Here is a 23,418-nt window from a genome sequence, read left to right on the forward strand (position 1 = left end):
CGGATTTAGTCAATCGACCAACTAACTGACAATCCCTACGGGGGAAACAGCCATGTTCAAGGAAAATCTTCTCGCCGGCCGGAGCATTCTCGTGACCGGCGGCGGCACGGGTCTCGGCAAGTCGATGGCGGAGCGGTTCCTCCAGCTCGGCGCCGACGTGCACATTTGCGGCCGACGCAAGAGCGTCTGCGACGAGACCGCGACCGAGCTGATGGATCGCCATGGCGGCCGCGTCACCAGCCACGGCGTCGACATCCGCAACGCGCTCGCGGTCGAGGAGATGGTAGAGACCATCTTCCGCGAGGCTCCGCTGACCGACCTCATCAACAACGCCGCCGGCAATTTCATCTCGCGCACCGAGGAGCTGTCGCCGCGCGGCTTCGATGCGGTCGCCAACATCGTCATGCACGGCACGTTCTACGTGACGCATGCCGTTGGCAAACGCTGGATCGCTTTGAAGCAGCCCGGCAACGTCGTCTCCATCACCGTGACCTGGGTGCGCAACGGCTCGCCCTATGTGGTGCCGTCGGCGATGAGCAAGTCGGCGATCCATGCCATGACGATGTCGCTCGCGACCGAATGGGGCCGCTACGGCATCCGCCTCAACACCATCGCGCCGGGCGAGATCCCGACCGAAGGCATGAGCAAGCGCATCAAGCCGGGCGACGAGGCCGGCGCGCGCACCAAGGCGATGAACCCGATGGGCCGCGTCGGCACCATGGAGGAACTGCAGAACCTCGCGGTGTTCCTGATCTCCGGCGGCTGCGACTGGATCAACGGCGAGACCATCGCCATGGACGGCGCCCAGGCGCTCGCCATGGGCGGCAATTTCTACCAGCTCCGCGACTGGAGCGACGACGACTGGAAGACCGCGCGCGAGAGCATCATGGCGCAGAACGAGAAGGATCGCGCGAAGCGGGGATGATGTCGCTTGGCGAGAGTGTGGCTACGTGAGGGACTAACACTCCTTCTCCACCCTCAGCTGTCGTCCCCGCGAACGCGGGGACCCATGACCACAGTGAGAAGTGTAGGGCGAGACAGGTCACTCCGAGTCTTCGCCAAACAACTTCCTGTGGCTATGGATCCCGGATCTGCGCTCAGCTTCGCTGCGCTTGTCCGGGACGACAGTGTGCCCTCTCTCGTATTGTCTTTGTTTGCGGATGACGCCACACTCCCAAGCATAAAAACAAGACGTACGGGAGAAACATGTCCACACAGCCATTGGCGAATCTCGCCGACATGGTGCGCGAGCGCGCGAAGAGCCGCGGCAACGCCATTGCCTACGAGTTCGAGGGCCGCACCACCAGCTTTGCGGAGTTCGACGTCAAGACGAACAAGGTCGCCAACGCCCTGATCGCGATGGGCGTGAAGAAGGGCGACCGCATCGCCTATCTCGGCAAGAACAGCGACCTCTATTTCGAGATCCTGATGGGCGCGATGAAAGCCGGTGTCGTCATGGCGCCGGTGAACTGGCGGCTCGCGGGGCCCGAGGTCGCCTTCATCGTTGCGGATTGCAAGGCGCCGGTGCTGTTCGTCGGGCCGGAATTCATCACGCAGGTGCGCCAGATCAGGGATCAGATAGCGGGCGTGCGCGCCATCATCACCACCGAAGGCGGCGCGCCGGAGTGGCCGGATTTTGCGGCGTGGCGCGATGCGCGGAGCGGCGACGACCCGAGGCTGCCGATCGACACCAGGGACATCGCGATCCAGCTCTACACCTCGGGCACGACAGGCAAGCCGAAGGGGGCGATGCTGAGCCACGCGAACTTCCTCAACCTGGTGCAGACAGGCAATGCCGAGGACAAGCCGGAGTGGAACCGGTGGTCGACCGACGACGTCTCGCTGGTGGCGATGCCGATCTTCCACATCGGCGGCTCCGGTTGGGGCGTGATGGGGCTCTATCACGGCGCCCGCGGCGTGATCGCGCGCGAATTCGATCCGACCAAGGTTCTGGACTTCTTCGAGCAGTCGGGCATCACAAAACTGTTCATGGTGCCGGCGGCGATGCAGTTCGTGGTGCGGCAGCCGCGCGCGAGAACCGTGGATTTCTCGCGGCTGAAATACATGCTCTACGGCGCCTCGCCGATTCCCGCGGCGCTACTGAAGGAATGCATCGAGGTCTTCAAATGCGGCTTCGTGCAGATGTACGGCATGACCGAGACGACAGGAACGATCGTCGCGCTGCCGCCGGAGGATCACGTCGAGGGCCTGGAGCGGATGCGCTCGGCCGGCAAGGCGCTGCCGGGCGTGGAGATCGCGATCCTGGACACGGACGGCAAGCCGCTGCCGCCGCGCCAGGTCGGCGAGATCGCAACGCGCTCCGGCTCCAACATGGCGGGCTATTGGAACCTGCCGGAGGCCACGGCTGCGACGCTGCGTGCCGACGGGTGGCTGCGCACCGGCGATGCCGGCTACATGGACGAGGACGGCTATCTCTACATCCACGACCGCATCAAGGACATGATCATCTCCGGCGGCGAGAACATCTACCCGGCCGAGGTCGAGAGCGCGCTGTGCGATCATCCTGACGTCGCCGAGGCCGCCGTGATCGGCGTGCCCGATGACAAATGGGGCGAGGCGGTGAAGGCCGTGGTGGTGATGAAGCCGGGCAAGCAGGCGACCGCCACCGACATCATCAACTTCACCCGCGAGCGCATCGCCGGCTACAAGACGCCGAAGAGCGTGGAGTTCCTGCCGGCGCTGCCGCGCAATCCCAGCGGCAAGATCCTGCGACGGCAATTGCGGGAGCCCTATTGGGCGGGGAAGGACCGAAGGGTGAATTGATCGCGCTCTATCCACGATGTCGTCCCGGGGCGCGCGCAGCGCGAGCCCGGGACCCATAATCACAGGAAGTGGTTTTGCGAAGACTTGGAATGCCCGGCTCGCCCCAAACCGCTCCCTGGGGTTATGGGTCCCCGCGTTCGCGGGGACGACTCGGAGAGAACGCGCGATAACTGTTAGTGCTTCCCCGGCCCCATATAGCCGAACAGGAACCCCGCCACTTTCCGCATCTGGATCTCCTCGCTGCCTTCGGTGATGCGATATCTCCGGTGGTGGCGGTAGATGTGCTCGAACGGCTTGTGGCGTGAGTAGCCCATGCCGCCGTGGACCTGCATGGCACGATCGGCGGATTCGCAGCAGAGGCGGTTTGCCCAGTAGTTGCACATCGAGACGCGGTCGGAGAGCGTACGCTCGATCTGCTCCTCGGTGAGCTGGTCCATCTCCCAGGCGGTCTTGCGGATCAGAAGGCGCAGCATCTCGGCTTGCGTCGCGAGCTCGACCAGCGGGAACTGGATCGCCTGGTTTTCGGCGAGCGCCCTGCCGAACGGCTTTCGCTCGCGCGCGTATTTCACGCTCTCATTGATACAGTAGACGGCCGCGCCCAGCGAGCTCGCCGCCTGGCGGATGCGGTTCTGGTGCACGAAGCACTGCGCCAGCGACAGGCCACGGCCGACTTCGCCGAACAGCGCATCCTCCGGTACGAAGACGTCGGTGAAGCTGACGCGCGGATGATCGGTCGGCATGTTGAAGGTCCACATGTATTCTTCAACCTTGACGCCGGGGCTTTTCGCAGGCACCAGGAAGCAGGTGATGCCGCGGGCATCGCCGTCATTGCCGCTCGTGCGCGCGAACAGCGCACAATGCGTCGCGACGTGCATGCCGGTGGTCCACATCTTCTCGCCGTTGATGATCCAGCCCTTGACGTTGTCGCGCGTGGCCGGCACCGCACGCGTCTCCATGTGGGTCGCGTCCGAGCCGTGATGCGGCTCGGTCAGGCCAAAGGTGATGCGGTACTTGCCCTTGATCGAACCGTCGATCATCGCCTTCTGGTCGTCGCGGCCGTAGCGGTCGAGCATGGTGACGACGGGGAAATTGCCGACGATCGAGTGCTCGTTCTGGAGATCGTTGTGGAGGCCAAGCCCCTTCGCGGCGAAGTGCTCGCGGATCACGGCCATCCAGAGGTTGGACCCGTCCTTGCCGCCATATTGCTTCGGCACCGGAAAGCGCAGATGGCCGGCAGCGTCGGCGAGATCCTTGGCCTTGCGCAGCAGCGCTTCCCATTCGTGGCGCGGCAGGCCGCCATTCTCGAAATCGGTACGTGCCCATTCGCGGCGGTGGTCGAAGAAGCGGATGTTGTCGTCCGCCTCTTCCAGCGGCTTGATCTCGCGTTCGATGAAACGGTCGAGCTCTCCGAGATAGGCGACGAGATCGGCAGGCAATGAGAAATCCAAAGCTTCTCTCCCGGATTGATTTTGTCGTTTTGCGTTAAGGCGCTAGGCGCACTCATGCTTCGCACGATTAAGGTGAGAAGAGCGCGTGCAAGTCAAGCAAGCCGAGGCGTGTGGCGCGCGCAAGGCGCATTGCGCAATTCGATGGTGCTCTGCCGCCAGCGCGCGGTAGTATGCCGTCAAATATTCCTTCACGAGAAAATGCGGGAGCGCGCGATGGAGCTGAAATTCTCAAAGGTGGAACGCAAGGGGCCGATCACGATCGTCACGCTGTCGCGGCCCGAGGTCTACAACGCGCTGCACACCGATGCGCATTTCGAGCTGCAAAAAGTGTTTGACGATTTCTCGGCCGACCCCGAGCAGTGGATCGCGATCGTCACCGGCGCGGGCGACAAGGCGTTCTGCGCCGGCAACGACCTGAAGTGGCAGGCGGCGGGCGGCAAGCGCGGCTGGGACAAGGGCGGCTTTGCCGGCCTGACCTCGCGGTTCGACTGCGACAAGCCGATCATCGCTGCGGTCAATGGCGTCGCGATGGGCGGCGGCTTCGAGATCGCGCTGGCGTGCGACCTGATCATTGCGTCGGAGAACGCGACCTTCGCCCTGCCCGAGCCGCGCGTCGGCCTCGCCGCCCTCGCCGGCGGCCTGCACCGCCTGCCGCGCCAGATCGGGCTCAAGCGCGCCATGGGCATGATCCTCACCGCGCGCCATGTCAGCGCCAAGGAAGGGCTCGAGCTCGGCTTCGTCAACGAGGTGGTGCCGCAGGGCGAGGCGCTCGCGGCCGCGCTGCGCTGGGCCGAGATGATCGCCAAGAATTCGCCGATGTCGATCCGGGCCTCGAAGCAGGCGATCCAGAAGGGGCTTGGCGTGTCGCTGGAGCAGGCGATCGAGGACCAGCGCGAGTATCCGGCGGTCAAGGCGATGGTCGCTTCGCAGGACTACGTCGAGGGCCCGAAGGCGTTCTCGGAGAAGCGGCCGCCGAAATGGATGGGGAAGTAGGTATCCTCGGTCTCCGCGTCATGGCCGGTCTTGTCCCGGGCATCCACGTCTTGAGGCGCGGTACGAAGAACATGGATGCCCGGGACAAGCCCGGGCATGACGAAGCGGAGAGCGGCGCAGCCGTCTCGACATCGGCAATGACGGAGAATGCCGCGGAGCCTACGCCCCCCTCGACAGCTCCCGCTTGTACGAGGCATAGTTCGGCTGATCGACGGCGAGCTTGTCCATCGTGGTCGCCCAGAGGTGCTCGGCGAGGCCCGGTGTTGCGAGGTCGACCTCGCCCTTGGCGATGCGATCGGCAAGGGCCCGGTTCAGCTCTGTCACCGAGCCGTCCATGCCGAGCAGCGCGCGCAGGCGCTCCACTTCGGCAGCATCGCCCCCCTCTTCCCGCGTCAGCTGCCGCGTCACGAGATCGAGGATGTTGACGGCGACGCGCAGCTTGAAGGCATGGTGGCCGGAGATCAGCGGCGTGATGTCGTTGCGAAGAAAATCGGCGACCGCTTTCGTCAGCTCGATCGGTGTCGGTTCGTCCTGCATGCGTCAGCTCCCGCGCGGCGCCAGCAGCCGCAACAGATCGATCTCGGTCTCGGAGGCACGGCGGCCGATCATGGCCCGCTCCATGGAATGGTCCGGGCCCTCGCGAAATTGCTGCATCATGCCGCCGCACATGATGCCCCAGCGCAGCGTGCCCATCACTTCCCAGAACTTGACGCGCTCGGGATCGACTTTTCGGCCCGCCGCCTCGTAGCCGGCGAACAGCTCCTCGCGTGTGCCAAAACCGCCGACCGGCTTGTCGATCTCCCCGAAGCGCCAGGAGTTCACACAGACCCAGCCGAGATCCTCCATGGGATCGCCGAGATGGGCGAGCTCCCAGTCGAGCACGGCACGCACACCGTCGGCGCCGATGATGAGATTGCCGTTGCGGAAATCGCCATGCACCAGCGTGGTCTCGGCCGCGGGACCGGGATCGTGGTCGCGCAGCCAGCGCAGCGCCAGCTCGAACACGGGCTTGGGCCAGTTCAGGCTGCGATAGTCGCGCTCGAACTCGGCGATCTCCTGGGTCGCGCCCCGGCTGCGCAGCTCGGGCAATCTGTCCTGCGGCAGCCTGTGAAGGACTGCAAGAATGCCGCCGATCTGCCGCGCCAGAAGCGGCCGCGCCGTGGCGTATTCGTCGTCGCGCAGGATCTTGCGCGCGATGGTCTCGCCCTCGACCCGCTGCATGATGAAGCCGGTGCCGAGATCGTCTTCCGGCACCAGCACATGCATCACGCGCGGCGACGGAACGCCGGCTTCGAAAGCGAGCTGCATCAGCTTCGCTTCAGCGGCAAGGCCCGCGGCGCGCGTTGGCGCCGCGCCATAGCCCTTCGGTGAGCGGCGCAGGATCGCACCGATCGGCCCATCGGGATGAACGATGTCGAAGCGCCAGGTTTCCTGGCTGGCGCCGCCGGACAGTTTTGCCGCGCTCGTGACGCCGGTTGCGCCCGGGCACCAGCGCGCGGCGCTGCGCGAGAGCTCGGCCTCGATCATTTGCCCTTGAACTGCGCGGGGCGCTTCTCGAGAAACGCGCCGACGCCCTCGCGAAAATCCTGGGTGTCGCCGGCGCGGAGCTGACACTGGAACTCGAGATTGAGCTGATCCTCGAAGGAATTTTCCGGGCTGTCCCAATAGAGCTTGCGGATCAGGGACAGAGCGACCGTCGGGCCGCTGGCAAGATCGCGCGCGAGCCTCATCGCCTCCTCCATCAATACGCCGTCGTCGTAGACGCGGTTGACGAGGCCCCATTCCAGCGCCTTCTCGGCCGGCAGCCGCTCGCCCATCAGCGACAATTCGATCGAGCGCGCCCGGCCGACGAGGCGCGGCAGGAGCCAGGTCGAGCCGCAATCCGGCACGAGGCCGATGCGGCGGAACGCCTGCAGGAAATAGGACGAGCGCGCGCACAGGATCATGTCGCCGAGCAGCGCGAAGCTCATGCCGGCGCCGGCGGCGGGACCGTTGACCGCGGTGACGATCGGGCAGTGCAGATTGCGGATGCGGCGCAGGAAAGGATGGAAGCCGGTTTCCAGCGTCAGGCCGGCCTTGGTCTTCTTCGACTGGTTGTTGCGGCCCTGGAGATTTGCACCGGTGCAGAACGCACGGCCCGCGCCGGTCAGCACCACGCAGCGCACCTCGTCCTTCTTCTCCTCGATCGCATCGAGCGCCTCGGCGAGACCGCCCAGCATGTCCACGGAGACCGCGTTCATCACCTCCTGATGGTCGAGCTTGAGGATCGCGACCGCGCCATCGAAATCGAGCGTGACGTGTTTGAACTGCATGGTTTCCTCGTCGGTTGCGGCCCGCGACAGTTTCGCAGACCGGAATTACTTTTGCCGGGGCGCATATTTGATTTTTGTCGCGACCTTGTCCATGGTGATCGCAGCATGGCAAGCAATCTTGTGCGCAGCGGCTGATGCTGCGGCATGCCAGGATGACTTGCCGAGAACTTGCCAATAGCAGGAAACGCCATGAACCTTTTCGACCTTACCGGCCGCGTCGCCGTGATCACCGGCGGCAATGGCGGCATCGGGCTCGGCATCGCCCAGGCGCTCGCCGCCCAAGGCTGCAACGTTTCGATCTGGGGCCGCAATGCGGACAAGAACAAGGCTGCGGCCGCCAGCATGGCCGGCCTTGCCGGCAAGGTCGAGACCCGCGTCTGCGACGTCACCGATCCCGCGTCGGTGAATTCCGCGATGAAGGCGACGCTCGATGCGTTTGGCCGGGTCGACGGCTGCTTCGCCAATGCCGGCATCGGCGGCGGCGGCCGGCGCTCCTTCATCGAGCGCACCGAGGAAGAGTGGCGCACGATGTTCGCGACCAATCTCGACGGCGTGTTCCACGCGTTCCAGGCCGCGGCGAAGCACATGACCGAGCGCGCCAATGCCGGCGATCCCTTTGGCCGTCTCGTCGCTACCTCGAGCCTCGCCTCGATTTTCGGCACTGCGCGCAACGAGCATTATGCGGCCACCAAGGCCGCGATCAACGCGCTGGTGCGCGCACTCGGCGTCGAGCTGGCGCGCCACGGAGTCACCGCGAACGCGATCCTGCCGGGGTGGATCAAGAGCGACATGACGGCAGGACTCATGGCCAACGACAAGTTCGTCGCCAACGTCATGCCGCGCATTCCGATGCGGCGCTTCGGCGAGGCATCCGATTTCGGCGGCATCGCGGTGTATCTGATGAGCAAGGCGTCGTCGTATCACACCGCGGATACGTTCGTGATCGACGGCGGCTATACGGCGTTTTGAGATCTCGCAGGGTGGGCAAAGGCGCTCTTGCGCCGCGCCCACCCAAAGCCCTGTGAGGGTGGTGGTGGGCACGCTGCGCTTTGCCCACCCTACGGTTTCTGGTTTTTGAGCGCAGAAGGGAATGGGCAAATGTTCTCACACGTCATGATCGGCACCAACGACCTCGACAAGGCCAAGACGTTCTACGACCAGCTGCTCGGCACGCTCGAAGTGCGGCCGGCCAGGGTCGACGGCCATCGCATCTTCTACATCACCAAGACCGGCGTGTTCTCGGTGTCGAAGCCGATCAACGGCGAACCGGCGACCTGCGCGAATGGCGGCACGATCGGCTTTGCCTGCAACTCACCCGAGCAGGTCGACAAATGGCATGAGGCCGGAGTCGCCGCCGGTGCGACATCGATCGAGGATCCGCCCGGCATTCGCCAGGGCTCGGGCGGCACGCTGTATCTGGCTTACCTGCGCGACCTCGACGGCAACAAGATCTGCGCGATGCACCGCATGCCGAACTGACTAAGCCACCGCTGTCATGCCCCGGCTTGACCGGGGCATCCAGTACGCCGCGGCCTCTCGGTTCAATCACGACCGTCTCTGGAATACTGGATCGCCCGATCAAGTCGGGCGATGACAGTTGTGGCGCGGGCATATCCAACCTTCGCCCCCATTCAAACAACATTTCAAACGACCTCGCGATATTGCATCGCGTGGCATGGCTCGCGTGACAAAAGCGCGCTCGCACTTTGGCGGCGCTGCGACTATTCTCGCGTTCAGCACAATGCTAGCGCTCCGGGAGGAACAATGACAAAACACGCCTACATTCCCCGCACCACCAACTACACCCTCAATCCCGGCGACGAACTCAACGACCTCAGGATGTCGGATCAGGTCCGGCCGCTCTATGATCACGTCAAGAAGTTCATCCGCGACACCGTCGAGCCGATGTCGATCGAGTTCGCCAAGGCGGGCGAAGGCAAGGAGGATCGCTGGAGCTTCACGCCGAAGCAGCTCGAGGTGCTAGAGAAGGCCAAGAACAAGGCGAAGCAGGAAGGTCTCTGGAACTTCTTCCTGCCCGATGACGAGACCGGCCAGGGCCTGAAGAATCTCGACTACGCCTATATCGCGGCCGAGCTCGGCAAGAGCCCGCTGGCCTCCGAGACCATGAACTGCTCGGCGCCCGACACCGGCAACATGGAGGTGCTGGAGCGCGTCGGCACCAAGGAGCAGAAGGAGAAGTGGCTGAAGCCGCTGCTCAACGGCGAGATCCGCTCGGCCTATGTCATGACCGAGCCGAATGTCGCCTCCTCCGACGCCAAGAACATCTCGACCACGGCCAAGCTCGTCGGCGACGAATGGGTCATCAACGGCGAGAAATACTACATCTCAGGTGTCGGCGATCCCCGCTGCAAGATCCTGATCGTGATGGTGAAGACCAATCCGGATGCAGCGCCGAGCAAGCAGCAGTCGCAGATCCTGGTGCCGCGCGACACGCCCGGCGTCGAGGTGCTCGGCCCCATGTACGTGTTCGGCCAGGACCACGCCCCGCGCGGCCACATGCATATGCGCTTCAACAACGTGCGGGTGCCGAAGGAGAACATCCTGCTCGGCGAAGGCCGCGGCTTCGAGATCTCGCAGCTCCGCCTCGGACCGGGCCGCATCCATCACTGCATGCGTACCATCGGCAAGGCCGAGAAGGCGCTCGACCTCATGGTGCAGCGTGGCCTCACCCGCGAAGCCTTCGGCAAGAAGATCGCCCATCTCGGCGGCAACATGCAGATCATCGCGCAGGCGCGCTGCGAGATCGAGGCGATGCGGCTGATGGTGCTGAAGGCTGCCAAGGCCATGGACGTGCTCGGCAACAAGGAAGCCCGCGTCTGGGTCTCCATGGTCAAGGCCATGGTGCCGGAGCGAGCCTGCAAGATCATCGACCAGGCGATCCAGATGCACGGCGCCACCGGAATCTCGCACTGGACCCCGCTCGCCGAAATGTATCAGGACGTGCGTCACCTGCGCTTTGCCGACGGTCCGGACGAGGTCCACTGGATGGTGGTCGGACGGCACGAGCTGAGCATGGCGTGATCCGCCTTCCCTCTCTGTTGCCTCTCCCCGCTTGCGGGGAGAGGCAAAGACCTCGCACGGAGCCATCATGGACTACGCCGCCAGCGACCTGACGCCACGCGAGCGCTACAAGGTGCTGACCTCCTTCATTTTGCCGCGGCCGATTGCGTGGGTGACCTCGCTCGGGCCGACCGGCGTGGTCAACGCCGCCCCGTTCAGCTTCTTCAACGCCTTCTGCGAGGATCCGCCGCTCTGCATGTTCGCGGCCAACCGCAAGCCGAACGGCCAGGACAAGGACACGTTCCTCAACATCCAGCGGACCGGCGAGTTCGTGGTCAACCTCGCCGACGAGCCGCTGGCGAAAGCGATGCACGAGAGCAGCGGCGATTTTCCGCCCGATATCGGCGAGCCCGACTATCTCGGGCTAAAGCTCGCGCCATCGACCCGCATCGCCGTGCCGCGACTGGCCGACACGCCGTGGGCGATGGAGTGCAAGCTCTGGAAGCTGATCGACGTCAACGACGATCGCCGCCTGATCATGGGCGAAGGCATCCACTTTCACATCCGCGACGAACTCTGGGATCCCGAGGCGATGCGGGTGCACATGGACCGCTATCACCCGATCGGCCGCATGTTCGCCGACCGCTATTGCCGCACCGATGACCGCGTGGTGTTCCCGGCGGCGGAGGGTGTGAAGAGGAAGTAGCCGTCACACTGCGCACGAGGTGCGCCCCTCGCCCTGCCGGGAGCGGGGCGAGGTGAAGAAAGAGCGCGCCGCCTTACGTCGCAGGCGCGAGCTTGTCCTGTGTCTTGGTCTCGAAATCGCTCGCGTCGTGGCGTTCGTGGAGCTGGCTGGCGGGATCGCCGGAGATGCGGTTGACCATGCGGCCGCGCTTCACGGCTGGACGCTTGGCGATCTGGTCGGTCCAGCGCTGCACGTTCTTGTAGTCCTGCACCGAAAGGAATTCGCCGGCGCCATAGACCAGCCCCTTGGCGAGCGCGCCATACCAGGGCCACACCGCGATGTCGGCGATGGTGTATTCCTTGCCCGCGAGATATTCGTTGTCGGCGAGGCGCCGGTCGAGCACGTCGAGTTGGCGTTTGACCTCCATCGCGAAACGATCGATGGCGTATTCGATCTTGAACGGCGCGTACGCATAGAAATGGCCGAAGCCGCCGCCGAGATACGGCGCGCTGCCCATCTGCCAGAACAGCCAGGACATCGCCTCGGTGCGTGTCTTGATGTCCTTCGGCAGGAAGGCGCCGAACTTCTCGGCCAAGTAGAACAGGATCGAGCCGGACTCGAACACGCGGATCGGCTCCGGACCGGAGCGATCCATCAGCGCCGGGATTTTCGAGTTCGGATTGATATCGACGAAGCCGCTGCCGAACTGATCGCCGTTGCCGATCTTGATCAGCCAGGCGTCATATTCAGCGCCCTTGTGGCCGAGCGCCAAAAGCTCCTCCAGCATTACCGTCACCTTCACCCCGTTCGGCGTCGCCAGCGAATAAAGCTGCAAGGGGTGCTTGCCGACCGGCAGCTCCTTGTCGTGGGTCGGGCCGGCGATCGGGCGATTGATACTGGCGAACTGCCCGCCATTCTCCTTGTTCCAGGTCCAGACTTTGGGCGGCACGTAGGCGGGGGCGTCGGTCATGCGAAGGCTCCGGCAGAAAGATGCGTCTGCATTAATTAGCCCGCGAACGGCCGATGACAAGGCCCCGGAAATGCATTGCCCGGCGGGGCAACTCTACATTTCGTCATGGCACCCCCTCGCCGACGTCATTCCGGGGTGGCCGGGGTTCTCGCTTTCGCGAGCCCCGGAATGACGAGCGTCATCTAGGACGCCGCCGCCTGCGGCTGCTCCCCGTGCTCCATCACAAATCCTTCATATCCCTTCGCCGCGACCTCGTCGCAGATCCGCCGATATACGCCGACACCACCGATATAGGGCATGAAGATGCGCGGCTTGCCCGGGATGTTGGCGCCCATGTACCAGGAATTGGCCTGCGGATAGAGCGTGCCCTCGGCGACCTCGTTAACGTGGGCGACCCATTTCTCCTCGGCCTCCCCGCTCGCCTCGATCGTCGTGAGGCCGCGCATGCGCATGTGGGTCAGGCACTCGGCGATCCAGTCGACATGCTGCTCGATCGACACGATCATGTTCGACAGCACCGACGGGCTGCCGGGCCCGGTGATGATGAAGAGGTTCGGAAAGCCCGCACTCATCAGGCCGAGCAAGGTCTTGGGGCCTTCCGCCCATTTCTGGTTCAGCGTCTGCCCGCCGCGGCCCAGAATGTCGATCCTGGCGACCGAGCCGGTCATGGCGTCGAAGCCGGTCGCCAGCACCAGCGCATCGACCTCGTGGTCCTTCCCGGCGACGCGCACGGCATTTGCGGTGATCTCTTGAATCGGATTGGTCTTGATGTCCACCAGCGAAACGTTGGGCCGGTTGAAGGTCGCGAAATAGTCGGTGTCGACGCAGATGCGCTTGGTGCCGATCGGGTGGCTGTTCGGCTGAAGCAGCTTCGCGGTGTCGGGATCCTTCACGATCTCGGCGATCTTGCCGCGCACGAAATCCGCCGCGGTGTCGTTCGCAGCCCGGTCGAGGCCGAGATTGTTATAGGCATACATGAAGGTGAGCCCGCCGCGCCCCCAGCGCGCCGAATACTTGGCGCGCCTGACATCGTCATTGTCATCGAGCGCGCCACGATCTGGCTGTTCGGTATAGATGCCATTGCGGGCGACCTCGCGGGCGAAGCGACGGATCTCCGGATAGTTCTTGCGGAACGCGCTGCGCTCCTCATGCATGAGCGCGGCGTTGCGGGCGGGAACGGAGAAATTCGCGGTGCGCTGGAACACCGTGAGATGTCTCGCCTGCTCGGCGATGATGGGAGCCGACTGGATGCCCGATGATCCCGTACCGATCAGGCCAACGCGCAGGCCCGTGAAGTCGACCTCTTCATGCGGCCAGTTTCCGGTATGGTAGACGGGCCCCTTGAAGCTCTCCAGGCCCTTGATCTCCGGCTTGCGCGCGTTCGAGAGGCAACCTGTGGCGAGCACGACGAATTTGGCTTCGACCGTCTTGCCGTCCGAGGTCGTCACCGACCAGCATGTCGCGCACTCGTCGAACGCGGCGCGCTCGACGCGCGTGTTGAACTGGATGTCGCGGCGCAGATCAAAGCGGTCGGCGACGTGGTTGGCATATTTCAGGATCTCTGGTTGCGGCGCATAGCGCTCGCTCCAGTCCCATTCCTGCTGGAGCTCTTCGGAGAACGAGTAGGAATATTGCATGCTCTCGACGTCGCAGCGCGCGCCGGGATAGCGATTCCAGTACCAGGTGCCGCCGACGCCGCCGCCCTGCTCGTAGACGCGTGCGGAGAAGCCGAGCCCGCGCAGGCGATGCAGCATGTACAGTCCGGCAAAGCCGGCGCCGACGACGACCACGTCGTAAGCTTCGGCGGCGCGGGCCGGGTTCGATTGCGCTGACGACATTGGCTGGCGCTCCCTGATTTTCTGTTGTTATGAGCCAGCATTTGCCGTCGCTCTCGAAAGCGCAAGAGGCAAATCGGGCGGCTCTGGGCTGCTTATTTTATGCAGCGGAATGGCTCGTCCGCTTCGTGGCGCCTGCACGCAAGATGCGCGACCAAATCCGGCTTGCCATCGCGGATGGCGATGGGCTAGCGTCGAGCGGCTTCGCAAGCAAAGCAACAACAGCAACGCGAAGGCTGCTGCCGGGAGAGGGCCATGAAATCGCCGATCTGCGACATGCTGGGCATCGAGTTCCCGCTGCTCGCTTTCAGCCATTGCCGCGATGTCGTTGCCGCCGTCAGCCGCGCCGGCGGCTTTGGCGTGCTGGGCGCGACCGTGCACACGCCGGAGACGCTCGAACGCGAGCTGACATGGATCGACGCGCATGTCGACGGCAAGCCCTACGGCATCGATGTGCTGATCCCCGAAAACATTTCGACCGCGGGCGAGAAGGACGTCACCTGGAAGAGCCTGGAAGCGCGGGTACCGCAAGAGCATCGCAACTATACGCGCGATCTCCTGAAGAAGTACGACATCGAACTGACCACCACCGAAGTCGCGGACGACCAGCCGCAACCGTTCGATGCGAAGACGGCGCTGGAGCTGCTCGAAGTGTCTTTTCGTCATCCGATCCGCCTGATCGCCAACGCGCTGGGCGTGCCGCCGAAGGCGATGATCGAGATGGGCAAGAAGCACGGTGTCCCCGTTGCGGCGCTGATCGGCGCCAAGGAGCATGCGCTGCGCCAGGTCGCAGCCGGCGTCGACATCCTCGTGGTGCAGGGCACCGAGGCCGGCGGCCATTGCGGCGAGGTCTCGACCATGGTGCTGGTTCCGGAGGTGATCAAGGCGATCAAGAATATCCGCGACGTGCCGGTGCTGGCGGCCGGCGGCATCATGACGGGACGGCAGATGGCCGCCTGCATGGCGATGGGCGCGGCCGGCGCCTGGACAGGTTCGGTGTGGCTTGCGACCGTCGAGGCGGAGACCACGGAGATCTTTCGCGAGAAGATGATCGCGGCCTCCTCGCGCGACGCCGTGCGCTCGAAGGGCCGCACCGGCAAGCCGGCCCGGCAGCTCCGCTCGGTCTGGACCGATGCCTGGGACCGTGCGCCCGAAAGCCCCGGTGCGCTGCCGATGCCGCTGCAAAGCATCATCAGCCGCGACGCCTTCCATTCGATCGACCGCGCGGCGGCGAGCGGGAATACGAGGGCACGCGATCTCGTCAGCTACTTCGTCGGCCAGGGCGTCGGCCTGGTCGACAGCGTGAAATCGGCAGGCGCGGTAGTGCAGGAATTCAAGGAAGAGTTTGCGGAAGCCGTCGAGCACATGAATGCGCTGGTGGCGGAGTAGGTGCAGACCCTCATAGTGAGGAGGCGCGCAAGCGCCGTCTCGAACCATGAGACCCGCGGCCGATCCTTCGAGACGCCTGCTTCGCAGGCTCCTCAGGATGAGGTCGAATATATCTGAGAGAGAAGAAGCAAGAACAATGACAATTTCCCCAGACCGCATCCCCGTCATCGTCGGCATCGGCGAGATCGTCGACCGCCCCAAGGAGATCACGGAAGGCCTGGAACCGCTCGATCTGCTCGAACAGGCGCTCCGGCACGCCGAGGCCGATGCGGGCGCAAAACTGCTCGGCGAGGTGCAGTCGCTCGACGTCGTCAACTTCCTGAGCTGGCGTTATCGCGATCCGGAGCAGCTTTTGGCGCAACGGTTCGGGATCGCGCCTGCGCATTGCTATTACGGTCCGGTCGGCGGCGAGAGCCCGATCCGCTACATCCACGAGGCGGCAAAGCGCATCGCACGGGGCGAATGCAGCGTCGCGGCAGTCTGCGGGGCGGAGGCGCAGTCGACCGCGACCAAGGCGGAACGTGCGAGCGTCAAGCTGCCATGGACCCCGTTCGCGCATGACGTCGAGGAGCCCAAGCGCGGCGCGGCGTTCCAGAAGCCGCTGGCGGTCAAGCTTGGCGTATTCCGCCCCGTCACCGTCTATCCGTTCTATGAGGCGGCTTCCTCCGCCCATTGGGGCCAGACGCCGCGCGAGGCGATGGCGGAGTCCGGTGTGCTGTGGTCGCGCTATTCGGAAGCCGCCGCGCAGAATCCGAATGCCTGGCTGAAGCGGCGCTACGCGCCCGAGGAGATCACGACACCGACCGCCGACAACCGCCTGATCGCATGGCCCTACAACAAGCTCATGGTTGCCAACCCGAGCGTCAACATGGGCGGTGCGCTGCTGCTCACCAGCCTTGCCAAGGCGCGCGCGGCCGGGATTCCCGAGGACAGGTTGGTCTACCCGCTCGGCGGCGCCTCGGCCGAAGAACCGCGTGATTATCTCCTGCGCGACCAGTTCTACGAGAGCCATCCGCAGAACGCGGTGCTGAACGCCGTGATGGACCTCGCCGGCGGCGACGGTAGAAAGTTCGATGCGATCGAGCTCTATAGCTGCTTCCCCTGCGTGCCCAAGATGGCGCGGCGGACGCTTGGCTTGGGCGCGGACGTGCAGCCGACCGTGACCGGCGGGCTCACCTTCTTCGGGGCGCCGCTCAACACCTACATGACGCATGCGGCCTGCGCGATGGTGCGGCGGCTGCGCGACGGCGCCGGGCTCGGCCTGCTCTACGGCCAGGGCGGCTTCGTCACCAAGCACCATGCGCTCGTTGTTTCGAAGACGGCGCCACGCGAAGCGTTGATTCAGGAGACGAGCGTGCAGGCCGAGGCCGACCGCAACAAGCGCGCGGTGCCGGAGTTCGTCACCGAAGCCGGAGGCAAAGGCAAGGTCGAGAGCTTTACGGTACTCTATGGGCGCGGCGGCGATGTCGAGCACGGCGTGGTGATGCTGCGCACCGAAGATGACCGGCGCACGCTGGCGCGGATTCCGGCGAGCGATGCGGCGACGCTGGCGCACCTGCTCGACATGGATCGCACGCCGGTCGGCTCAATCGGCGAGATCGCGATGGCCGCGGATGGCGTGCCGGAGTGGCGGGTGGCGTAAGCTCTGGTGTCCCGGACGCGGTGCGGCGCGAAGTGCCGCTCCGCAGAGCCGGGGCACGGACCGTCCTAGCTCCTCGGCGCCTGCTTCTCGGACGCCGTTGCCGGCTTGCCTTTGGCGCCGGCCCCGACGACGCGAACCGCGTCGCCATCCGACAGACCATCCGGCGGGGCGGCGATGACGCGATCATCCGGCGCGATACCCGACGCGAGCTCGATTTCGCGGCCGAGATCGCGCGCGATGGTGACCGGCTTGAACAGCACCTTGTCGTCCGCACCGACCGTCGCGACGCGCAGGCCGCTGCCGTTGAAGATCAGGGCGCTGGCAGGGATGCTGAGCGGCGCGGAGTCGCGCTGGAGGCTGAGCTTCACGCTGGCATAGCCGCCGGGCATCAACTCGCCTCTCGAATTGTCGAGCCCGAGCTGCATGCGCGTCGTCCCGGAGGCGACGTCGACGGCCTGCGATGAAGCCTCCACCGTCGCCTGAAAAGTCCGGTTGGGATATTCCGGTAGCGTGATGATCGCCTTGGCCCCGATCTTGATCGCCGGCACGTAATTCTGGGGCACGTTGACGTAGACGCGCAGCTTGGTGATGTCCGAGATCACGAACATCGCCGGGCCCGAGCCGCCGCCGGCATTGATGAGCGCGCCGACGTCGGTGTCGCGCGCGGTGACGACGCCGTCGAACGGCGCTGTGATCTTCTTGTAGCCGGCGAGCGCTTCCAGCCGCTCGACATTGGCCTGCCCCGAATTGACGGCGGCCTTCTTGTTGGAGAGGTCGGCGGTGCGCTCGTCGATCTCCTGCGCGGAGACGAAGTTGGAAGCGACCAGCGTCTTGCGCCGGTTCAGCGTTGCCTCCGACAGCCTGGCGCTGGCCTGCTGGCTGGCGAGGTCGGCGCGGGCTTGCAGCAGCTGCTGATCGAGGTCGGGCGCCTCGATCTCGGCAATCACCTGGCCGGCCTTGACGCGCGCGCCGATGTCGGCGCTCCAGCTCTTCAAATAGCCCGACACGCGCGCGAAAATCGGAGCCCGGGTAGTAGGCTTCCAGTCGGCCCGGCAGCTCGATGGTGGCATTGAGGTCCTTGGCATTGGGCAGCGTCACCGCCACGCTGGGAATGGCCTGGTCGTCGGTCCATTCTTTCAGTTTGGAGCCCTGCTCCTCGCGGGCACGGATGCCGGTGCCGACGACAAGGCCTGCCGCAATCAGCGCCACCACGCCGAAGATGCCCAGTTTCCGGTGCGACACCGGGGAGCGGGGTTCAGTGGGCGACATGCGGAGTCTCCAATGAGGCGGCGGCTTCGGCGCCTTGCTTCTTGTGAACCATGCTGAACACCACGGGAACAAACATCAGCGTGGCGAACGTTGCAAAGATCAGGCCGCCGATCACGGCGCGGCCGAGCGGTGCATTCTGCTCGCCGCCCTCGCCCAGCCCCAGCGCCATCGGCGCCATACCGATGATCATGGCGAGCGCGGTCATCAGCACCGGGCGGAACCGGACGAAGCCGGCTTCGAGCGCGGCGGCGATGGGATCGCCGAGGTCCTCGTAACGCTCGCGGGCAAAGGAGATCACGAGCACGCTGTTGGCGGTGGCAACGCCCATGCACATGATGGCGCCGGTGAGCGCCGGCACCGACAGCGTGGTCTCGGTCATGAACAGCATCCAGACGATGCCGGCGAGTGCAGCCGGCAACGCGGTGATGATCACGAACGGGTCGGACCAGGACTGGAAGTTCACGACGATCAGGAAGTAGATCAGCACGACGGCCCCGAGCAGGCCGAACAGCAGGCCGGTGAAGGCGCTGTTCATGGTCTGCACCTGGCCGAGCAGCGCCACGGACGAGCCCTTCGGCACCTCCTTGGCGGTGTCGGCGATCAGCTGGCGGATGTCGGCGGCAATCGCGCCGAGATCGCGGCCCGAGGTCGTGGCAAAGATCTGCACCATGGACTGGATGTCGTATTGCGAGACGACCGCGCTCGAGGTCGAGCGCTTGATGTCGGCGATGCCGCCGAGAATCGGCGACTGCGCATTGCTGGCCGCGGTGATCGGCAGGGTCTGCAGCGCACTGAGCGAGTCGATCTGGTATTGCGGCGTCTGCATCACGATCGAGTAGGACACGCCGTTATCGGGATTGAGGTAGTAGGTCGGCGCCACCTGCGAGGAGCCGGCGAGATTGACCACGAGGCTGTTGGTGACGTCGCGCTCAGTCAGGCCGACATATTGCGCGCGGGTGCGGTCGACATCGATGTTGAATGTCGGGTTGTTCGGCGACTGCTGGATGCGCGCATCGGCGACGCCGGGAATCTTGCGGACCTTCGCCAGCAGGCTGTTGGCATAAGCGAAATTCGCGCTGACATTGGCGCCGCGGATTTGCAGGTCGATCGGCGCCGGCGCGCCGAAATTCAGGATCTGGCTGACGATGTCGGCCGGCAGGAACGCGAAGCTCACGCCGGGAAACAGCCGCGGCAACTGCTCGCGCAGCACGCGGACATGCTCTTCGGTCGGCTTGTGGCCTTCCTTCAGCTTGATCTGAATGTCGCCGTCCTGCGGGCCGATCACGCCGGTGTTGTTGTAGGTCATGTTGATACCGGAGATCGGCATGCCGATGTTGTCGGTCATGGTCTCGATCTCGCCCGGGATCAGCTTGCGCACCGCCTTCTGGACATCGGCGAGCTGGTTCGCGGTCTCCTCGACTCGGGTGCCGACCTGGGTGCGGACATGCATCAGGATGTTGCCGGCATCGACGGCCGGGAAGAAGTTGCGGCCGAGGAACGGCACCAGCGCGAAGGACGCGCCGACGATGCAGATGAAACCGATGACGAACACCGCCCGGTGCGCCAACGCCAGGCCAAGGAGGCCGCGATAACCACCGCGGATGCGTTCGAACCGCGCCTCGAAGCCGCGCTGGAACCAGACCAGCGGATTGCGCGACTTCGGCGGCCCGCCCTCGTGATGGACATGCGCCTTGAGCAGATAGTTCGCCATGGTCGGCACCAGCGTGCGCGACAGGATGAACGACCAGATCATCGCGAACATCACGGCTTCCGCCATCGGCACGAACAGGAAGCGCGCGACGCCGGTGAGGAAGAACATCGGCACGAACACGATGCAGATGCAGAGCAGCGAAACGAAGGCCGGCGTCACGATCTGGTTGGCGCCATCGAGGATGGACTGCTCGACCGGTTTGCCCTGCTCCAGATGGTAGTTGATGTTCTCGATCGTGACCGTGGCGTCGTCGACGAGGATGCCGACCGCGAGCGCGAGGCCGCCGAGCGTCATGATGTTCAGCGTCTCGCCGATCGCCGACAGCATGATGATGGCGCCCAGCACCGACAGCGGGATCGAGACCGCGATGATGATGGTCGAGCGCCAGCTGCCGAGGAACAGCAGGATCATGACGCTGGTGAGCAACGCCGCGATCACGCCCTCGAAGGCGACACCTTGGATCGCGCCGCGGACGAACACCGACTGATCACCGATGAAGCCGATCTTCAGTGCGTCGGGCAGCTGATCCTTGACGTCGATGACCTTCTGCTTGATTCCGGCGATGATATCGAGCGTCGAGGTCGCGCCCGCCTTCAGCACCATCATCAGCACCGAGCGGTTGCCGTCGACATGGACGATGTTGGTCTGCGGCGGATTGCCATCGCGCACCGTGGCGACGTCGCGCACATAGACCATGGCGCCGTTGACGGTCTTGATCGGCAGATCGCCGAGTTCGTCGATCCGGAGCGGCGAGTTGTTGAGCTGGATGTTGTACTCGAACTGGCCGATCTTCTGGGTGCCGACCGGTGTGATCAGGTTCTGGGCGGCCAGCGCGTTGGCAACGTCCTGGCCGGAGAGGCCGCGGGCCTGGAGGGCGGTAGGATTGAGGTCGATCTGCACCTGGCGCTGCTTGCCGCCGAACGGATAAGGAATCGCCGCGCCCGGCACCGTGACCAAGGGCGTACGAAGCTGGTTGATGCCGATATCGGCGAGATTCTGCTCGGTGAGCCCGTCGCCCGACAGGGCCACCTGAATGATCGGCACGGTGGAAGCCGAGTAGTTCAGGATCAAGGGAGGCGTCGCGCCCGGCGGCATCTGCTTGAGCAGCGTCTGCGAGATCGCGGTGACCTGCGCGTTGGCGGTACGGATGTCGACGTTGGGCTGGAAGAAGATCTTGATGATGCCAAAGCCGTTGTAGGAATTGGCGACGATATGCTCGATGTCGTTGACCGTGGTCGTCAGCGCGCGCTGGAACGGCGTGGTGATGCGGCCGGACATCTGGTCCGGCGGCAGCCCGGTGTACTGCCAGACCACGCCGATGACAGGAATACGGATATCAGGGAAGATGTCGGTCGGTGTTCGCAGCGCCGCGAGCGGTCCGATAATCAGCAGCAGCAGCGCCAGCACCACGAATGTATAAGGCCGGCTCAGGGCAATACGGACCAGAGCAATCATGCGCCAGGCAATTCCAGGTCAAGCGAGGATATGGAATCCGCCCCCACGGCGATCCCTTTCCCCCTTTACCTGAGCACCGCCGGAAACGCTAATCCCCGGCGGCTATCCCGCATTCACTTCCCTGCTACCGCACTGCGAAACCGACATCGCAGCCATGCGGCAGCGCGCCTCAGGCGGCGCGGACCGAGTTCAGGAACTTGCCAACTTCGAGCTTGAGGCGGTTGGAGTCGCGCGACAGCATCTGCGCCGCCGACAGCACCTGCGACGACGCCGAGCCGGTTTCAGAGGCGCCGCGCTGGACGTCGCCGACATTGGACGACACCTGCTGCGTTCCCCTGGCCGCCTCCTGAACATTGCGGGCGATCTCCTGGGTTGCCGCACCCTGCTGCTGCACGGCCGCAGCAATCGCCGAGGCGATCTCCGACAGACGCGCGATGGTGCCGCTGATCTCGCCGATGGCGCTGACGGAATCCTGCGTCGCCGCCTGGATGCCGCCGATCTGCTGGCCGATCTCGCCGGTGGCTTTGGCCGTCTGCTCGGCCAGCGCCTTGACCTCGGAGGCCACCACCGCGAAGCCGCGACCGGCCTCGCCCGCCCGCGCCGCCTCGATCGTGGCATTGAGCGCCAGCAGGTTGGTCTGGCCGGCAATCGCGTTGATGAGCTCCACGACGTCGCCGATCCGCGATGCAGCCCGCGACAATTCGCTGACACGTTCGGTGGTCGCGTGGGCCTGACTGACCGCCTCGCTCGCAATCCGGGAGGAATCCTGCACCTGCCGGCCGATCTCGCGCACCGAGGACGACATCTCTTCGGCGGCCGAAGCGACCGAATGGACATTGGTCGACGCTGCTTCCGAGCCGGTGGCGACAGCCGTCGCCAATTCCTGCGCCCGGCCCGCGGTCGAGGACAGCGTCGAGGCCGAGGCCTCGAGCTCGGTCGCCGCCGACGACACCGTCTCGACGATCTCGCCGATCGCGGCTTCGAAGCCGTTGGCGAGCTTGGTCATGTCGGCCTTGCGTTGTGCCTCGGCACGGCGCTGCACCGCCTGCACCTCGTCGCGGCTGAAGCGGATGATGGTCTGCACGGTCTGAAGGTTGCGCAGCGCCTCGCCGATCTCGTCGTCGCGCTCGATCACGATGCGGTTGTCGAACTTGTCCTGCACGAGGTTGATCAAAGTGTCATTGAGCTGCCGCATCGGCCCCCCGATCGCACGCATGGTTGCAAGGCCGGCGAAGCCGACGATGGCGGCACCGACGACAGCCAGCAGGGACAGGATCAGACCGGCCGAACCGCCGGTGGAGAGGGCACCGCCGATGCCGAGCGCGAGCATGAACAGCGCCTGGAGCACCATCGTCGTGACCAGGCGCGCCTTCAGCGTCCTGGTGAAGATGCTGAAGCGGTCGAGCAGCGAGCGGCGACGGATGATGCCGGCGTCGATGCGATAGCCATGAGGCTTCTTCTCGCGGATTGCAGCGTAGACCACCTCGGCGAGCTTGCGCTGGTCGGCCGGCAGCTTGGTGCGGATCGAGGTATAGCCCTTGACCTGACCGTTCTCGCGGATCGGCGAGGCCGTCGCCAGCACCCAGTAGAAGTCGCCGTTCTTGCGGCGGTTCTTCACTGCGCCGAGCCAGGGCTTGCCGGCCTTCAGCGTGTCCCAGAGATTGTCGAACGCCTCCGGCGGCATGTCGGGGTGGCGGACGATGTTGTGCGGCTGGCCCATGAGTTCCGCCGACGTGAAGCCGGCAGCGGCAATGAAATCCTCATTGAAGTAGGTGAGCTTTCCCTTGAGATCGGTTCGCGAAACGATCAGCGTCTCATCACTGACGGGATATTCGACGGCCGTGACCGGAAAATTCTTGCGCATCGGATCCCCCAAAAAAACCGGTTCAGTGTGAAATCATTCC

At 64.9% G+C, this 23,418-nt stretch carries 17 protein-coding genes and 1 pseudogene; 9 read left to right on the forward strand and 9 right to left on the reverse strand.

Translation table 11 applies throughout. From position 1 onward, the window contains the following. The first annotated feature begins 52 nt into the window (after positions 1-52). On the forward strand, positions 53-925 hold the full coding sequence (locus ABIF91_RS02565) for an SDR family oxidoreductase (RefSeq protein WP_028178332.1): 873 nt from the start codon (positions 53-55) through the stop codon (positions 923-925). Between the two features lie 281 nt (positions 926-1,206). Further along, positions 1,207-2,784 carry a fatty acid--CoA ligase gene (locus tag ABIF91_RS02570; protein WP_035694898.1) on the forward strand — a complete coding sequence of 526 codons (1,578 nt, stop codon included), beginning with the start codon at positions 1,207-1,209 and terminating at the stop codon, positions 2,782-2,784. Positions 2,785-2,957: 173 nt separating this feature from the next. On the opposite strand, the gene ABIF91_RS02575 is transcribed toward ABIF91_RS02570, so the two are convergent. Beyond that, positions 2,958-4,232 (reverse strand): acyl-CoA dehydrogenase family protein, encoded by a 1,275-nt coding sequence (locus tag ABIF91_RS02575; RefSeq protein ID WP_035675239.1) that lies wholly within the window; start codon positions 4,230-4,232, stop codon positions 2,958-2,960. Positions 4,233-4,445: 213 nt separating this feature from the next. Here ABIF91_RS02575 and ABIF91_RS02580 point away from each other — a divergent pair, with 213 nt between their 5' ends. Continuing rightward, entirely contained in the window at positions 4,446-5,225 is a 780-nt protein-coding gene (locus ABIF91_RS02580; RefSeq protein WP_028178334.1) for an enoyl-CoA hydratase-related protein, read from the forward strand. 159 nt (positions 5,226-5,384) lie between these two features. Here ABIF91_RS02580 and ABIF91_RS02585 read toward each other — a convergent pair whose 3' ends face one another. Genes ABIF91_RS02585 through ABIF91_RS02595 form a run of 3 tightly spaced genes read right to left on the reverse strand, consistent with a single transcriptional unit; the run spans position 5,385 to position 7,537 of the window. After that, entirely contained in the window at positions 5,385-5,762 is a 378-nt protein-coding gene (locus ABIF91_RS02585) for a DUF6285 domain-containing protein (protein WP_028178335.1), read from the reverse strand. Positions 5,763-5,765: 3 nt separating this feature from the next. Further along, on the reverse strand, positions 5,766-6,752 hold the full coding sequence (locus ABIF91_RS02590; protein ID WP_035675237.1) for a phosphotransferase family protein: 987 nt from the start codon (positions 6,750-6,752) through the stop codon (positions 5,766-5,768). Further along, a complete protein-coding gene (locus ABIF91_RS02595) occupies positions 6,749-7,537 on the reverse strand; it encodes an enoyl-CoA hydratase/isomerase (RefSeq protein WP_028178337.1) in 789 nt (262 codons plus the stop codon). Before ABIF91_RS02595 ends, ABIF91_RS02590 begins: the two co-directional genes overlap by 4 nt. A gap of 189 nt (positions 7,538-7,726) precedes the next feature. On the opposite strand from ABIF91_RS02595, the gene ABIF91_RS02600 reads away from it, so the two are divergent. From ABIF91_RS02600 to ABIF91_RS02615, 4 genes are all read left to right on the forward strand, one after another. Continuing rightward, on the forward strand, positions 7,727-8,506 hold the full coding sequence (locus ABIF91_RS02600; RefSeq protein ID WP_028178338.1) for an SDR family NAD(P)-dependent oxidoreductase: 780 nt from the start codon (positions 7,727-7,729) through the stop codon (positions 8,504-8,506). Positions 8,507-8,635: 129 nt separating this feature from the next. Next, a complete protein-coding gene (locus ABIF91_RS02605; protein ID WP_424578739.1) occupies positions 8,636-9,016 on the forward strand; it encodes a VOC family protein in 381 nt (126 codons plus the stop codon). Between the two features lie 285 nt (positions 9,017-9,301). Beyond that, positions 9,302-10,579, forward strand: a complete 1,278-nt coding sequence (locus ABIF91_RS02610; protein ID WP_028178340.1) for an acyl-CoA dehydrogenase family protein — start codon at positions 9,302-9,304, stop codon at positions 10,577-10,579. Positions 10,580-10,646: 67 nt separating this feature from the next. Further along, the gene (locus tag ABIF91_RS02615) at positions 10,647-11,264 is read left to right on the forward strand and encodes a flavin reductase family protein (RefSeq protein WP_028178341.1); all 618 of its coding nucleotides are present in this window, start codon (positions 10,647-10,649) and stop codon (positions 11,262-11,264) included. Positions 11,265-11,337: 73 nt separating this feature from the next. Here ABIF91_RS02615 and yghU read toward each other — a convergent pair whose 3' ends face one another. Both yghU and ABIF91_RS02625 read right to left on the reverse strand, forming a co-directional pair. Beyond that, positions 11,338-12,213 carry a glutathione-dependent disulfide-bond oxidoreductase gene (gene yghU / locus ABIF91_RS02620; RefSeq protein ID WP_028178342.1) on the reverse strand — a complete coding sequence of 292 codons (876 nt, stop codon included), beginning with the start codon at positions 12,211-12,213 and terminating at the stop codon, positions 11,338-11,340. Positions 12,214-12,395: 182 nt separating this feature from the next. Beyond that, positions 12,396-14,051, reverse strand: coding sequence for a flavin-containing monooxygenase (locus tag ABIF91_RS02625; RefSeq protein ID WP_028178343.1), 1,656 nt, complete (start codon positions 14,049-14,051; stop codon positions 12,396-12,398). 252 nt (positions 14,052-14,303) lie between these two features. On the opposite strand from ABIF91_RS02625, the gene ABIF91_RS02630 reads away from it, so the two are divergent. Beyond that, complete coding sequence (locus ABIF91_RS02630) at positions 14,304-15,437, forward strand: nitronate monooxygenase (protein WP_035675231.1); 1,134 nt, start codon at positions 14,304-14,306, stop codon at positions 15,435-15,437. Positions 15,438-15,573: 136 nt separating this feature from the next. Beyond that, the gene (locus ABIF91_RS02635; protein WP_028178345.1) at positions 15,574-17,079 is read left to right on the forward strand and encodes an acetyl-CoA acetyltransferase; all 1,506 of its coding nucleotides are present in this window, start codon (positions 15,574-15,576) and stop codon (positions 17,077-17,079) included. 65 nt (positions 17,080-17,144) lie between these two features. Here ABIF91_RS02635 and ABIF91_RS02640 read toward each other — a convergent pair. The 3 genes and pseudogenes from ABIF91_RS02640 to ABIF91_RS02650 form a co-directional block, all read right to left on the reverse strand. Further along, positions 17,145-18,348: pseudogene (locus tag ABIF91_RS02640) on the reverse strand (efflux RND transporter periplasmic adaptor subunit). Next, the gene (locus ABIF91_RS02645) at positions 18,335-21,514 is read right to left on the reverse strand and encodes an efflux RND transporter permease subunit (protein ID WP_284278230.1); all 3,180 of its coding nucleotides are present in this window, start codon (positions 21,512-21,514) and stop codon (positions 18,335-18,337) included. The pseudogene ABIF91_RS02640 and the gene ABIF91_RS02645 overlap by 14 nt, the downstream one beginning before the upstream one ends. 169 nt (positions 21,515-21,683) lie before the next feature. After that, positions 21,684-23,378, reverse strand: a complete 1,695-nt coding sequence (locus ABIF91_RS02650; protein ID WP_028178347.1) for a methyl-accepting chemotaxis protein — start codon at positions 23,376-23,378, stop codon at positions 21,684-21,686. Positions 23,379-23,418 lie beyond the last annotated feature (40 nt).

Origin of the sequence: Bradyrhizobium sp. USDA 241 (assembly GCF_049739505.1) — a bacterium.
GTDB classification, from domain to species: domain Bacteria; phylum Pseudomonadota; class Alphaproteobacteria; order Rhizobiales; family Xanthobacteraceae; genus Bradyrhizobium; species Bradyrhizobium liaoningense.

Coding starts and splice junctions, on each gene's coding strand:
- ABIF91_RS02605 (WP_424578739.1), top strand. CDS start 8,636: ATGTTCTCACACGTCATGATCGGCACCAACGACCTCGACAAGGCCAAG.
- ABIF91_RS02635 (WP_028178345.1), top strand. CDS start 15,574: ATGACAATTTCCCCAGACCGCATCCCCGTCATCGTCGGCATCGGCGAG.
- ABIF91_RS02590 (WP_035675237.1), bottom strand. CDS start 6,752: ATGATCGAGGCCGAGCTCTCGCGCAGCGCCGCGCGCTGGTGCCCGGGC.
- ABIF91_RS02570 (WP_035694898.1), top strand. CDS start 1,207: ATGTCCACACAGCCATTGGCGAATCTCGCCGACATGGTGCGCGAGCGC.
- ABIF91_RS02615 (WP_028178341.1), top strand. CDS start 10,647: ATGGACTACGCCGCCAGCGACCTGACGCCACGCGAGCGCTACAAGGTG.
- ABIF91_RS02595 (WP_028178337.1), bottom strand. CDS start 7,537: ATGCAGTTCAAACACGTCACGCTCGATTTCGATGGCGCGGTCGCGATC.
- ABIF91_RS02580 (WP_028178334.1), top strand. CDS start 4,446: ATGGAGCTGAAATTCTCAAAGGTGGAACGCAAGGGGCCGATCACGATC.
- ABIF91_RS02625 (WP_028178343.1), bottom strand. CDS start 14,051: ATGTCGTCAGCGCAATCGAACCCGGCCCGCGCCGCCGAAGCTTACGAC.
- ABIF91_RS02600 (WP_028178338.1), top strand. CDS start 7,727: ATGAACCTTTTCGACCTTACCGGCCGCGTCGCCGTGATCACCGGCGGC.
- ABIF91_RS02565 (WP_028178332.1), top strand. CDS start 53: ATGTTCAAGGAAAATCTTCTCGCCGGCCGGAGCATTCTCGTGACCGGC.
- yghU (WP_028178342.1), bottom strand. CDS start 12,213: ATGACCGACGCCCCCGCCTACGTGCCGCCCAAAGTCTGGACCTGGAAC.
- ABIF91_RS02585 (WP_028178335.1), bottom strand. CDS start 5,762: ATGCAGGACGAACCGACACCGATCGAGCTGACGAAAGCGGTCGCCGAT.
- ABIF91_RS02650 (WP_028178347.1), bottom strand. CDS start 23,378: ATGCGCAAGAATTTTCCGGTCACGGCCGTCGAATATCCCGTCAGTGAT.
- ABIF91_RS02630 (WP_035675231.1), top strand. CDS start 14,304: ATGAAATCGCCGATCTGCGACATGCTGGGCATCGAGTTCCCGCTGCTC.
- ABIF91_RS02645 (WP_284278230.1), bottom strand. CDS start 21,514: ATGATTGCTCTGGTCCGTATTGCCCTGAGCCGGCCTTATACATTCGTG.
- ABIF91_RS02610 (WP_028178340.1), top strand. CDS start 9,302: ATGACAAAACACGCCTACATTCCCCGCACCACCAACTACACCCTCAAT.